General features: G+C 75.4%; 9 protein-coding genes. 2 read left to right on the top strand and 7 right to left on the bottom strand.

The window, feature by feature from the left end:
• Window positions 1-54: 54 nt before the first annotated feature.
• The 3 genes from ACGF13_RS12205 to ACGF13_RS12215 form a co-directional block, all read right to left on the bottom strand.
• A complete protein-coding gene (locus tag ACGF13_RS12205) occupies window positions 55-711 on the bottom strand; it encodes a response regulator (RefSeq protein ID WP_392872487.1) in 657 nt (218 codons plus the stop codon).
• Window positions 696-2006, bottom strand: a complete 1311-nt coding sequence (locus ACGF13_RS12210; RefSeq protein WP_392872490.1) for a sensor domain-containing protein — start codon at window positions 2004-2006, stop codon at window positions 696-698. Before ACGF13_RS12210 ends, ACGF13_RS12205 begins: the two co-directional genes overlap by 16 nt.
• A gap of 64 nt (window positions 2007-2070) precedes the next feature.
• Window positions 2071-3015 (bottom strand): DMT family transporter, encoded by a 945-nt coding sequence (locus ACGF13_RS12215; RefSeq protein WP_392872493.1) that lies wholly within the window; start codon window positions 3013-3015, stop codon window positions 2071-2073.
• A gap of 105 nt (window positions 3016-3120) precedes the next feature.
• Between ACGF13_RS12215 and ACGF13_RS12220 the strand changes: the two genes are divergently transcribed.
• Together ACGF13_RS12220 and ACGF13_RS12225 are read left to right on the top strand one after the other, a co-directional pair.
• Entirely contained in the window at window positions 3121-4005 is an 885-nt protein-coding gene (locus ACGF13_RS12220; protein WP_392872496.1) for a LysR family transcriptional regulator, read from the top strand.
• 483 nt (window positions 4006-4488) lie between these two features.
• The gene (locus ACGF13_RS12225) at window positions 4489-5799 is read left to right on the top strand and encodes a carbohydrate-binding protein (protein WP_392872499.1); all 1311 of its coding nucleotides are present in this window, start codon (window positions 4489-4491) and stop codon (window positions 5797-5799) included.
• A 61-nt stretch (window positions 5800-5860) separates the two neighbouring features.
• Here the strand turns inward: ACGF13_RS12225 and ACGF13_RS12230 are convergent, their stop codons facing one another.
• The 4 genes from ACGF13_RS12230 to ACGF13_RS12245 all read right to left on the bottom strand — a co-directional run bounded on the left by ACGF13_RS12230 (window position 5861) and on the right by ACGF13_RS12245 (window position 12823).
• Entirely contained in the window at window positions 5861-8815 is a 2955-nt protein-coding gene (locus tag ACGF13_RS12230; protein WP_392872502.1) for a hypothetical protein, read from the bottom strand.
• A complete protein-coding gene (locus ACGF13_RS12235; protein ID WP_392872505.1) occupies window positions 8815-10722 on the bottom strand; it encodes an HSP90 family protein in 1908 nt (635 codons plus the stop codon). Before ACGF13_RS12235 ends, ACGF13_RS12230 begins: the two co-directional genes overlap by 1 nt.
• Window positions 10723-10854: 132 nt before the next feature.
• Window positions 10855-11895, bottom strand: a complete 1041-nt coding sequence (locus ACGF13_RS12240; RefSeq protein ID WP_392872508.1) for a hypothetical protein — start codon at window positions 11893-11895, stop codon at window positions 10855-10857.
• Between the two features lie 127 nt (window positions 11896-12022).
• Window positions 12023-12823, bottom strand: a complete 801-nt coding sequence (locus tag ACGF13_RS12245; protein WP_392872511.1) for a hypothetical protein — start codon at window positions 12821-12823, stop codon at window positions 12023-12025.
• Between the last annotated feature and the right edge of the window lie 167 nt (window positions 12824-12990).

A 12990-nucleotide genomic window follows, 5' to 3' on the forward strand; every position in this document is an offset into this window, starting at 1 on the left:
GGCACCGCGACCGCCCTGACAAGGGGGTGATCCGTCATCCGGCGGGCCGGCCGCTCACTCCCCGCGCAGGTGGGCCAGCACCGCGAGCACCCGCCGGTTGCCCTCCGTCGGGTCCAGGTCCAGCTTCATGAAGATGTTCCCGCAGTGCTTCACCACCGAGGCCTCGGTGATGCTCAACCGGCCTGCCACGGCCTGGTTGTTGAGGCCTTCGGCGATCAGCGCGAGCACCTCGCGTTCGCGCGGGGTGAGGCGGGCGAGCGGGCGGTCGACGGACTGGCCGCGCAGCAGCACCCGGACCACCTCGGGGTCGATCACCGTCTCCCCGCCGGCGACCCGCCGCAGCGCGTCCAGGAACTCCGCGACGTCGCCGACCCGGTCCTTCAACAGGTAGCCCAGACCGGCCGGTTGGGCGCCGGCGGCGGCGAGCAGCCGGGTCGCGTACGGGGTGGCCACGTACTGGGAGAGGACCAGGACGGGCAGGCCCGGGTGGCGCTCGCGCAGGGCGAGGGCGGCGCGCAGGCCCTCGTCGGTGTGGTCGGGGGGCATCCGGACGTCGGTGAGCACGATGTCGGGACGGTCGGCGTCGACGGCCGCCGCCAGCGCCCGGGCGTCGCCGACGGCGGCGGTCACCACGTGGCCGCCGAGGGCGAGGAGTTCGACCAGTCCGGCGCGCAGCAGCACCGCGTCCTCGGCGATCACGACCCGGAGCACGGCACCTCCAGCCGCAGCGTCGTCGGGCCGCCCGTCGGGCTCGTCACCATCAGCCGTCCTCTCAGCAGTGCCACCCGGTCGGCGAGCCCCGCCAGCCCGGCCCCGGCGGCCGGGTCGGCCCCGCCGCGGCCGTCGTCGGTCACCTGGACGACCAGCCGCCCGCGCGAGACCCGCCCGTGGACGGTGATCGCGGTGGCACCGCTGTGCTTGGCGGCGTTGGTGAGCGCCTCGGTGACGGTGAAGTAGGCGGTGGTCTCCACGGGGGCGGGCAGCCGCTCCGGGAGCTCGATGTCGGTGGCCACCGGAATCGGGTGGCGCTGGGCGACCTCGTCCACGGCGGCGGCGAGCCCGTGGTCGGTGAGCACCTGCGGGTGGATGCCGCGCACCAGCCCGCGCAGCTGCTCCAGCGCCTGCCGGGCCTCGCCGCGCGCCCGGGTGACGAGTTCCGCCGCCCGGCCGTCCCGCTCGCGCAGCTCGTACTCGGCGAGCCCCAGGGTCATGCTCAGCGCGACCAGCTGCTGCTGCGCTCCGTCGTGCAGGTCGCGCTCGATCCGGCGCCGCTCGGCCTCGAAGGCGTCGGCCAACCGGGCACGGGATCGGGTGAGTTCGAGCACCTGGCGGCCGAGGTCGTCCTCCCGGGGCCCGAGCAGGAAGCGGGCCAGGGCGACCTCGGCGGTGGTCAGCAGCGCCCCGGCGTAGGCGCAGAGCAGCAGGCCGGCCAGCCCGGCGGCGGTGAACGGCAGGGCGGCGAGCGGCCCGTGGGCGGCGTGCCCGGGGATCAGCATCACCGTCTCCGGCGCGAGCGCCCAGACCACCAGCGGGGAGAGCGCGTACAGGCCGAAGAGCACCAGGAGGACGGTGAAGCCGAGCGCGGCGGCGGCCAGCACCGTCGAGGCGAGTACCGCGTGGGCGAGCTCGCGCCAGGTGGCCCGCTCGCGCAGCCGGGTGCGGATGCGGGCGCGGCGGCCCGCCCCGGGCAGGCTTCGGTGCGGGTCGGGCAGCGGGACCGGCTCGACCAGCCGCAGCCGCCACCGGGCGGCGGTGGCGGCCGGGATGCCCGCGAGTGCCAGGGCGAGCAGCACCGGCAGCCCGATGCCGACCACCGACAGGCCCACGCCGAGCACCAGCAGCACCGCGAGGACCACCAGCTGCACCGGCCCGAGCAGGGCGCTGCCCAGCAGGTACGCCCAGCAGCGCGGCACCCGGCGGGTGAAGGGGAAGCGCAGCGGGTGCGCCCACAGTGCCTCGCGGACGGACGCGGACCGCCGCTCCCCCTCGCTGCTCCCCTCGCTCACCCGGTCAACCCTAACGGAACGTCGGACGGCCCTTCGGGGCTCCGCCCGGGGCCGCCACCCGGGCCTACGCCGGGGCCTTCGCCCGGGCTGCCTCCCGGGCTGCCTCCTGGGCCTCCGCCCGGGCCCGGCGCGGTCTGGTCAGCGCGACGGCCACGATCACCAGCGCGCCGCCGGCCAGGGCGTTCCAGCCCACCGGCTCGTGCAGGACGGCCGCGCCGAGCGCCGTCGACCAGAGCGGCATCGCGTACGTGACGGCGGAGGCCACGGTCGTCCCCGCACCGCGCACCAGCGCCATGTTGAGCAGGTACGCCAGACCGGTGCCGAGCACTCCGAGCACCAGCAGGGCGAGCGCGGCGCCGGCCCCGGGCCAGTGCGGGACGCCCGCGGCGAGCGGCGCGACCAGGGCCAGCTCGACGGCGGCACAGGTGATCTGGAGCACGGACAGGGCGGCCACCGACTCCGAGCGGCCGGACAGGAAGCGGCGCAGGTAGACGTAGCCGGCGCCGTAGCAGCAGGTGGCGGCCAGGCAGGCCAGCGCGCCGGTCGTCGCCCCGGCACCGAGGCCGCGCCAGACCCCGAGCACGGTGAGCACGCCGAGGAAGCCGAGCCCGAGTCCGGCCAGCCGCCGGGCGCCCGGGCGGCGCTCCTCGGGGACGGTCAGCACCGCGAACAGCAGGGTGAACAGCGGGGTGGTCGCGTTCATCACCCCGGCGAGCAGCGAGCTGACCCTGGTCTCGCCGAACGGGAAGAGGGTGAACGGCACGGCGTTGAGCAGCACCGCCACCACCGCCGAGTGGCCCCACAGCACCCGGTCGCGCGGGACCCGCTCGCCGCGCACCGCGAGGATCACCCACAGCGCGGCCGCGCCCAGCAGGCAGCGCCACAGAGCCACCCAGAGCGGCGGCACCCCCGCGTCGACCGCCACCTTGATCAGGGCGAAGCTCGCGCCCCAGATCGCCGACAGGGCCACGAAGCCCGGCAGCCAGCGCCGCATCCCCACCACCTCCATGTCCGACTCCCGTGTCCGCGTCCGTGCCATCAGCTGGACAGAGACTGGCCCGGCGCCGCACCATGAGTCCAACAAGTGGCATTGCACTCGCGATGAGGAAGTCTCATGGCCTCGGACGTCAACCTGGCCCAGCTCAGGGCCCTGGTCGCGGTCGCCGACACCGGCGGCTTCGGCGCGGCCGCCGACGAGTTGGGCATCAGCCAGTCCGCGGTCTCGCACGCCGTCGCCGCCCTGGAACGGGCCCTCGGCGCGCCCGTGCTGTGGCGCGGCAGCCCGTGCCGCGCCACCCCACTGGGCGAACAGGTCCTGCCGCACGCCCGGACGGCCGTCGCCTCGGCCGCCGCCGTCCGCGCGATCGCCGCCCGGCACTCCGGCGGCCTGACCGGCACCATACGGCTGGCGGCGCCGACCACAGTCTGCCAGGCACTGCTGCCCGGACTGCTGAAGGACTGGCGGGCGGCCCACCCGCAGCTGACCGTCCGGGTCTTCGAGGGCGAGGACGACGAGCTGGCGGCCTGGCTGGAGGCGGGCACGGTGGACGCCGCCGTGCTGGTGGACGCCGGCCGGCTGCCGCCCGGGGCGGTCGCGCTCGGCGCCGACTCCATGCACGTGCTGCTGCGCCGCGACCACCCGCTGGCCGGCGAACCGACCGTCCACGTGGCCGAGTTGGAGGACGACGACTTCCTGCTCTCGGAGGGCGGCTGCGAGCGCCACGTCCGCGAGGCCTACCGACGGGCCGGGGTCCGCTTCACTCCGCGACACCGCATCCGCGACCTGAACACCCTGATCGGCATGGTGCACGCGGGCGTCGGGGTGTCGGTGATGCCCGCGCTGGCGCTGACCATGCTCCCGGCCGACTGCGTGCTGGTCCCGATCCGCCCCGCCGTCCACCGGACGCTGACGCTCACCGGGCCGAGCGGCCGCCCGTGGTCCCCGGCGGTCAGCGGTCTGCTGGCGGGCGTGGGCGCGGACCTCGTCGGCAGGACCTGAGGGGCCCCGCCGTCAGGGCCGGAGCGGGCCCCGCCGCCAGGGCCTGATCTGCCGCAACGGCTCCCCACCGGTCGCGTGGATTCACCCGCGGCTGACGGGGCTCCCGGTGACGGGGAGGAGCGGTGGGGCGGAATGCGCTGATCCACGCCGTTTCGGCGCCCCGGCCGCTGCCATCGCCCCATGTCGCCGCAGGACCACCTGAGGTCGTGCAGCCCCCGCCCGTTCGGCCTCGGGAGCAGCAGTCCCGCCTCGTCCAGGTCATCCAGCGCCATCTCGGCGTCGTCGGCGGCGCCGTCGAGCATGCCGGTCGGCCGGACGCGGCTTGACCCTTTTGGGGTTGACCGCCCTTCGGGACAGGTCTATACCAGTGAGGGCCTTCGGCAACCACCCGCCGCCGACGGCCCGTTCGGCCGGTACGCCACCCCCACACCCGGCGTGACCAGGCCCGCCCTCCCCCACCGCCGTGTCCTGGAAAGGCTTCCGATGGAACGCGCTCTTCCCCCACACCGCACCCCACCCGCGCCGCGGGAACGCCGCTCCCGCCGCTCGCGCCGCTCCCGCCGGGCCGCGCTCGCCGTGGCGGGCGTGCTCGGCCTGGTCGCCGGCGGTGTCGCCGCGCTGGCCGGCACCGGCTCCGCCGCCGCGGACACCACCGGCCCGGCCGGCGCTGCCGCCGGAGGGCTCGGCAGCAACTGGTACGCCTCGGCGCCGTACCTGATGCCGGAGGACAACAGCCCGCCGGACGCCGCCGCCGTCATGGACGCCACCGGCCAGAAGGCCTTCCAGCTGGCGTTCATCCTGGCGCAGGGCAACAGCTGTTCGCCCGCCTGGGGCGGCACCTCCTCGATCGACACCGACACCACCATGCCGGGCGTCATCCAGACCGTCCGCGGCAAGGGCGGGGACGTCTCGGTGTCGGTCGGCGGGTACGGCGGCACCAAGCTGGGCCAGGTCTGCGGCACGCCCGAGGCGACCGCCGCCGGGTACCAGAAGGTGATCACCAAGTACGGCCTCAAGGCGATCGACTTCGACCTGGAGGAGCCGGAGTACGAGAACACCGCGGCCATCCACAACGAGATCGGCGCGGCACGGATCCTCCGGCAGAACAATCCCGGCCTGTACGTGTCGATCACCACCGCCGGCACCACCGCGGGCACCGGCTGGTTCGGCACCCAGATGCTCAACGAGGCCAAGTCGCAGGGCTTCACGCCGGACAACTACTCGATCATGCCGTTCGACGGCGGCTTCAACGGCGCCGCGGCGCAGACCGACGCGCTGGTGAAGTTCAACCAGATCCTGCAGACCACCTTCGGCTGGAACGAGGCCACCGCGTACGCCCACGAGGGCGTGTCGATGATGAACGGCCGCACCGACGCCGCCGAGTACTTCCACCAGTCCGACTTCCAGACCGTGCTGGACTTCGCCACCGCACACGGCCTGGCCCGCTACACGTACTGGTCGGTCAACCGGGACCGCCAGTGCGCGGGCAACGTCGACCCGGGGCTGTCCGGCTCCTGCTCCAGCGTGGTGCAGAACGACTGGGACTTCACCAGGTACACGGTGAGGTTCGCCGGCGCGACCCCGCCCACCACGCCGCCCACCACCCCGCCGACGACTCCCCCGACCACCCCGGGCAGCTGCACCGCCCCGGCGTGGAGCGCGAGCACCACCTACAACGGCGGCGCCAAGGTCTCGTACAACGGGCACGACTACCACGCCAAGTGGTGGACGGTGAACGAGGTGCCGGGCGCCGGCGGCCAGTGGGGCGTCTGGGCCGACGACGGGCCCTGCTGACGGAACGGCCGCCGGTGGGGCGGGGGCCCGGGCCCCCGCCCCACCGACAGGACGCGGGGCGTCACTCGCCCGCGAACTGCTCCCGCAGGTCCGCCAGGATCTCCGCGGCCTCCGGCAGACCGGCCGCCTCGCAGCGCGCGATGCCGGCCGTCAGCCGGGCCACCGCCGCGTCCGTGCGGCCGAGGTCGCTGCCCTCGATCAGCGCGGCCAGCCGGACGGCCTCCGCCCGCGGCGACTCGGCCTGCCCGCCGCCCGCCTCGTACTCCGGGATGGCCCGCTCGACCTCGGCCAGCGCCTCCTCGTGCCGCCCGGCGACGGCCAGCGCGCGCGCCCGCTCGTAGTGCGAACCACCGCGCAGGTACCAGGAGTTGTACTCCATGCCGGCCCGCTCGGCGGCCTCGCCGAGCGCGTCCGCCTCGGCCAGCAGGGCGAGCGCGGCCGACAGCCCCTCCGCGCCCTTCGCCCGCGTCGTCAGCCGCACCAACTCCCTCAGGGTGGCGGCCATTTGGTCCACCTGGGGGGCCTTGCCGTGAGCCTCGCGGGCCCGGGCCAGTGCCGCGTCGGCGGCGTCCCAGCGCTCGGCCCGGGCGAGCGCCACGGTGGCCTCGCAGGCGACCATGGTGTGGGTCTCCTGCTCCTCCCAGCCGGCCACCTGGTCGGCCAGCCGCAGGTACTCCTCGGCGGCGTCCCGGTACTCCTCCAGCTCGGACAGGCCCCGGGCGAGGTCCAGCCGGGCCTGGGCGAGCATCCGGCCGTCCAGCCGGGCCGCCGACGCGTCCAGCAGCACCGACTCCAGCACGGCCACCGCGTCCGCCGCCCGGCCGGTGTCGCGCAGCACGTCGGCCAGCTGCAGGCGCACCTGGGCGGCCTCCTCGACCGCCTCGGCGCCCTTGCGGTCGTAGCGCGCGGCCGCCTCCGACAGCGCGCGGACCGCGCCGCCGAGGTCGCCCACCCGGAGGCAGGAGTGACCGAGCATCATGTACGTCGGCGCGAACGGGTAGGAGTCGTCGCCCCAGCGGACGGCCTCGGCCAGCGCCCGGTGGAACACGTCGACCGCCTGGCCGGGCTCGTCGCCCTGCAGCAGTACCTGGCCCAGCAGGCCGAGCACCCGCGGGGTGTGCCAGGGCAGCTCGGCGGCGTCCAACCGGCCGAGCACCTCCCGCAGTTCGGTCTCCGCCTCGGCCAGCCGGCCCGCCCGGGCGGCGGCGTCCGCGATGTACTGCCGGGAGGTGGCGGCCCGCCGCTCGGAGCCGAGCTCCACGGCCGCCCGCCAGTACGCCCCGACGGCCGCCTCGAAGCGCTCGGCCACCTCGGAGGCGGGCTCGGGCAGCGTCTCGACCAGGTCGTGGTGGGCGGCGTAGGCGCGGGTCTGCAGCACGATCAGGTAGTCGTCGTCGGTCAGTTCACCGCCGGCGCGCAGCTCCTCGGCGCGGACGAGCGCCGCGTCGAGCGCCGCCCAGTCGGGCCTCCGGGCGCCGCTGCCCTCGCCGCCGCCGTCACCCTTGACGTCGCCGTCGCCGTCGCTCTCGTCCAGGTCCGCGATCAGCGTCCGGGTGCGGCACATCAGCGCCGACCCGGCCAGCCCGGCCTCCTCGAACAGGTCCGCGGCGGCCAGCAGTCCGGCCTTGCCCTCGGCGTACGCGTCGCGCTGGAGCGCCTCGTGGGCGCGCTGCTCGGCGAGTTCGGCGCGCAGCCGCCCGGGACCGCCCAGCTCGGCGCTCTCCGGGTGGACGAAGCCGGCGGCCTCGACGCGCTCGGCGACCCGCTTCCACAGCCGGTCGGAGTCCGGGTGGCCGAGCACCTCCAGCTCGCGGGCGCGCAGCACCAGGGCGGTGAAGTCCTCCGGCTCCGGCTCGACCGCCCGGCGCGGCGCGGGGGCGACGGCCGGGGCGGCGGACAGCCCGGGCGCCGCGGCGGCCCGCACGCCCAGCGCCAGCGGCTCGGCGAGCAGCGGCTCGACGGCCAGCCGGGCGCGTCGCGCGGCGCCGACCGCGTCGGTGCCGTTGCGGGCGTCGAAGCGGGCAGCCAGGGCGTCGGCCTCGGTGCGCACGTGGGCGAGCAGGGAGTCCACCGTCCAGGTGGTGCCGGCCGGGCCGCTGACCGCCAGGTCGCCGTGGCCGGTCCGGGCGAGCCGACCGAGCAGCACCTCGACGCCGGTCAGGAAGTCCAGCAGGGCCGCCGGCTCCCCCGTGACGGCGAACAGGCCGCGGTTCTCGGCGAGCAGTTCGAGGCCGCGCGGCTCGTTGCCGGACAGCGCGCAGAACTCGACGTGCAGGCCGAGGGCGCTCAGCATCGAGGCCTTGCCGCGGGAGTTGCGGTAACCGGCGAGGTGGCCGGAGACGGCCTCGTCCAGCCGGCCCTGGCGCAGCTGGGCGAGCAGCGCGGTGGCCTGGCTGAGGTGGGGCTCCTGCTCGCAGCCGCTGCGGCCGTCCAGCACCGGGGCGAGCACCTCCAGCGCCCGGGCGTCGTCCCCGGCGGCGATGAGGTGCCGGGCGCGGGCGCGGGTCTCGCAGGCGTGGCAGTCGCTCAGCTCGGAGCGCAGGCGCGCCGCCCACAGCTCGTAGGCGTCCTGCACCCCGATGCCGGTCTGCACGGCCAGGTGGTAGCGCTGGGCGTAGTAGGGCTGGAGGTCGTGGCCGGCCGCGCGGTAGCGGTCGCGCAGTTCGGTGTGCCAGCGCCGGATCGCCGCGAGCGGGACGTCCGGGGTGTCCTTGAGCGCGTCGGCGACCCACTTGAAGCGCCAGAGCACCTGGTGCCGGGCCCATTCGCCGAAGCCGTCCGGGTCGGTGTCCCAGAGCTTGAGGATGCGGGCGAAGACGACCGGGCTCTTGCTGCGCTCGCCGTCGTACTCGTAGGCCTCCATCAGTTCCAGCAGGGCCATCGAGCGGACCCCGGTGTCCTCGAACTGCTCGGCGGCGTCGACGAGTTCCTCGGCGGTGACGGTCCTGGTCCGGCCGTACGGGCGGGCGTCGTTCTCGCGCAGCGCGGCCATCACCGCGTCGGTGGTGTCCAGCATCACGCCTCCTTCTCGCCGTCGAAGTTCCCGCCGCCGGACTTCTCGCCGCCGGGGGAACCCGCCGCGCCGGCCGCCTCGTGGCCGAGCATCGCGTGGTCGAGCAGGCTGATGAACGAGCGGTTGAGCAGGGCGGACTCGCTGGCCTTGAGCGGCCGGCGGGTCATCAGCACGGCCTGCCCGTACAGCGCCTCGACGGCGGTGACGGCCAGCTCGCGGCTGGTGACGGTGGCGGCGCGGCGCACCAGCGGATTGAGGTGGTTCAGCACCAGCTGGGCGCGGGGCGCCTCGGCGCGCAGCGAGCCGAGGATGTCGGCCCACAACCCGTCGGCCTCGTCGGCGAGTTCGGCGCGGGTGCGCTCGTGCCTGGCCTCCCGGTTGTCGAGCAGCAGGGCGGGCGCGTTGGTCGGGTGGAAGCTGCGCAGCGCGACGTCGCAGTCGAACCGGCCGACCACCTCGCGGGCGATCGCCAGGAAGGCGTTGGCGGCCAGTTCGGCGGCCGGGTCGACGGTGTCCAGATGCGCGGTGACGGTGCCCGGGTCGAGGTCGGAGACGGAGACCCCGGGGCGGATCTCGGGCAGCCGGTGCACCAGGTCGTGGTCGTAGGTGTAGCCGCCGTTGACCACGCCGAGTCCGGCCGCGCCGGCGATCGGGGCGACCTGCCGGAACTCCTCGACCGTGCGGGTCACCAGCACCACCGGGTGGCTGCGGGCGAACTCGTCCAGGGTGACGTTGCCGTCGGTGGTCTCGAACGGCAGCCAGGGCAGCATCATCCGCAGCAACTCGTCGTCGTAGCGGGCGAGTTCCTTGACGGCCAGATGGTGGACGGACAGGAAGCGGTGCAGCAGGGCCGGGTCGCTCGCGGACAGGCCGGTCAGCCAGTCGCGGATCCGGGCGCCGAGCGCGTCGCGGACGGCGGCCAGCGTCTCGTCGGCGTACAGGCCCTCGCGGGACGCGGTGGGGCGCAGCCCGTCGGTGTCGACGACGCAGCGGACGAAGAACGCCCAGTCCGGCAGCAGTTCGTCGGCCTGGTCGGAGAGCAGCATGCCCTTGAGGTGCACCCGGTGGCCGTTGCGGCGCGAGGGCGGGGCGGCGTCCGGCAGGACGTACGCGACGCCGCGCAGGCCGACCAGCGGCAGGTCCAGCTCGATGGTGTCGAGCGGGGTGAAGTCGAAGGCCGCGCGGCAGTACTCGGTGAGGGCGTCGCGCCGGGCGATCGGCGAGGCGTGGCGCTCGGCCCACGGCGGGGTGCGGTTGATCCGGTGCTCGGTGCCGTTGCCGTCGATCACGGTGACGTCGTGGCGCAGCAGGCTGCCGAAGTCCCGGGCGAGGGTGACGACCCGGCCGGGGCGGGTCCACTCGGCGGCGTCGGCGCGCGGGGCCAGCGTGACGGTGGTGCCGGGCTCGGGCTTGGCCGAGGCGGGCAGGGTGCGGATGGTGTAGCTGCCGTCGGAGCTGCCGCGCCACTCGATCGCCGGGGCGTCGGGGGTGGCGGCGGAGCGGGTGACCACGGTGATCTCGTCGGCGACCACGAAGCAGGCGAGCAGGCCGATGCCGAACTGGCCGATGAAGTCGCCGCGGGCCCGGGCCAGCCCGGCGCCGTCGAGCCGGCCGTCGGCGTCGCGCTTGGAGCTGCGGCCGATGGTGGCGAGGAAGGTGTGGACGTCCTGCTCGGTCAGGCCGATGCCGGTGTCGGTGACGGACAGCTCGTCGTCGGCGCGGACGGTGATCCTGGCCGGCGCCCCGGGATCGAGGGCGCGGCGGGCGGAGATCGCGTCCACGGCGTTCTGCAGCAGCTCGCGCAGGTAGACCCGCGGGCTGGAGTAGAGGTGGTGGGAGAGCAGGTCCACCAGGCCGCGCAGGTCCACCTGGAAGGTGTGCGCACTCGTCGGGTTGTCGGTAGGGGACACCGGAGGCTCTTTCGATCGCGGGGTGGATGACGGTGGATGACGTGGTCGACGGGTGACGGGCGGGTGCCGTGACAGACAGGTGCCGTGACAGACAGGTGCCGTGACGGGCGGGTGGCGCCGACGGGGTACGGCTCAGCGCCAGTACGACGTGCAGCGGTCCCGGTGGGCGCGGAAGGCCTTGACCGGATCGCGCGACACGTAGTGCCAGGGCGCCTCGGTCACGAAGCCGTCCAGCGCCTCGAACAGCAGGCGTGCCGTCTTGGGCTGGTCGGCGAGGGAGAAGGCCATCGCGAAGGCGTTGAAGCTCGTCTGCCAGCCGCGCACCGGCGTGAAGTCGGGGTGCAGGACGGACCGGAAGGCCGCCTCCTGCAGCTCGCCGACCACGGCGGGGCTGGTCAGGTACGCGCGGTCCTCGCCGTCCGGGAGGGCCAGCCAGTGCTCCAGGTGCGCGAGCGCCACCAGCTCGCCGAGCTGGCTGCCCTCGGGTGCGGCGAGCATCGCGGTGCGGGCGAACTCGTGCATCTCCTCGTGCGAGCCGCCCCACTTGGCGCTCAGCTGCTGCAGCCGGGCGCGGTGCGAGCCGGCGTTCCCGGGCGCCCGGCGCACGGCGGCCTCGAAGCGGACGGTGGCGACGTCCGCGCCGAGCGAGGCCCCCATGGCGCTCGTCTGCAGGAAGCTCCAGGGGGCGTGCCAGGACGGCTCGCGCTCGGCGGCCTCCAGTAGCTGCTCCTCGGCGGTGTCCAGCCGCTCGTGGAACACCTTCCAGCGCTCCTCGGTGACGTCCTTGGCCCGGGCGCTCGTCCTGGCCTCCCAGCCCCAGACGACGTGCCGGGCGCCGGACAGCACCAGCAGCAGCGCGTCGTCCGGGGTGTCGGCCAGCGCGCGGGCCGTCCACTGCTCGACCCTGGGCACGTCGGATATCGCCCCGACCAGGAAGGACAGGTCGGCACCGTCGGCGGCGGCCAGCACGGGGCGCAGCGCGGGCCAGTCCCCGGCGGCGGCCTGGCGGAGCGCCAGGCGGACCGTCTCGTCCCCGTACGTCGGGTCGAGCCGCGGCTCGCCGGCACCGGCCGCCGCGGGCGATCCGGTGCCCCGGCGGCCGAAGCCGAACCCGCGCCGCCCGGCTCCGTCCTGCGCGCCCTCCCCACCGGAGCGGCGTCGGAACAGCGGCATGTCTGGCCCCCTCGAACGTCATCGGTATCTTTCGCATGGCCGCACTGTGACCACGAGAAGGTACATATCACGGCCGACTGACATCCGTTTGCCCAGCCCAGCGCCCTGCGCGTGCGGGGAGGGGGCCTCAGCCCGCGGCGAGCCCGGCGTCCGGCGTCTTCCCGGCCTGCGCCTGCTCGATCCGCTGCACCAGCATCACCGCGAACCGCCGGGTGGCGGCCACGTCCACCGGACCGCCCTCACTGGTCACGCTCGCCACCACGGTGCCCGAGCGCACCACGATGCCGACGCCCTCGCCCTCGGCCAGCGGCCCCTGGAAGGCCTGGCTCTCGCTGCCCAGCGCCGGGGTGTCGACCTTCCTGAACGGCCCGGCGGCGTACGAGGCGTAGTTCTCCTTCAGCCGCTGCGCCGCCGCGTCCCGGCTGGGCAGGGTGTCCACCAGGAAGCGCACGACGACGTCCCCCGAGGAGTACCGGACCGACCCGCTCAGCGGCTTTCCGGCGCAGGAGGCGGCCGCGGCACCGGTGCAGGTGACCTTGTGGTCGGCGGTGTCGACCCTGCGCTTCTCCTCCTCCCACCCGGGCATCGCCTTGCCGTCCGGCAGCACCTGTCCGACCACCTTGTCGTCCAGCAGCGCCGCCTCCAGGTCCCCGCGAGGCGCTTCCGCCGCGGCCGGGGCCGGCGCGGAGGCGGGCGCCGAACCCGCCCCGGGCCCGGAGGGCGCCGCCGGGGCGGGCGCGCCCTCGGCCGGCGCGGAGGCGGGGGCGGGGGCGGAGGCCGCTGCCGTTCCCGCCGCCGGACCCGCCGCGGACGAGGACGGGGCGGCCGCCGCGCCGACGCTCTTCGACCCCCCCGAGGAGCACCCGGCCAGCACGCCCGTCAGCACTCCGGCCGCCGCCACCACGGCGAGCACCCGCCGACCACCCATCCCCGTCGCCCTCCCTAAGCCTGTCAGTGACCCCTCAAGATAGCGACCGCCCCGCTGCCACCTCGCCCCGGGCGGATACTGGACCACGATCGAACCGACTTGGAAGGATGCCGCATACCTCGGACACGGGTCAGCTGTCCAACGTATCGGCAGCGTCGGCCTCCACC

The sequence above is a fragment of the Kitasatospora sp. NPDC048286 genome, from assembly GCF_043201735.1.
Lineage (GTDB): Bacteria > Actinomycetota > Actinomycetes > Streptomycetales > Streptomycetaceae > Kitasatospora.

Excerpts from the sequence above, each read along its gene's own strand:
- ACGF13_RS12215 (WP_392872493.1), bottom strand. The coding sequence starts at position 3,015 with ATGGAGGTGGTGGGGATGCGGCGCTGGCTGCCGGGCTTCGTGGCCCTG.
- ACGF13_RS12220 (WP_392872496.1), top strand. The coding sequence starts at position 3,121 with ATGGCCTCGGACGTCAACCTGGCCCAGCTCAGGGCCCTGGTCGCGGTC.
- ACGF13_RS12225 (WP_392872499.1), top strand. The coding sequence starts at position 4,489 with ATGGAACGCGCTCTTCCCCCACACCGCACCCCACCCGCGCCGCGGGAA.
- ACGF13_RS12230 (WP_392872502.1), bottom strand. The coding sequence starts at position 8,815 with ATGCTGGACACCACCGACGCGGTGATGGCCGCGCTGCGCGAGAACGAC.
- ACGF13_RS12240 (WP_392872508.1), bottom strand. The coding sequence starts at position 11,895 with ATGCCGCTGTTCCGACGCCGCTCCGGTGGGGAGGGCGCGCAGGACGGA.
- ACGF13_RS12245 (WP_392872511.1), bottom strand. The coding sequence starts at position 12,823 with ATGGGTGGTCGGCGGGTGCTCGCCGTGGTGGCGGCGGCCGGAGTGCTG.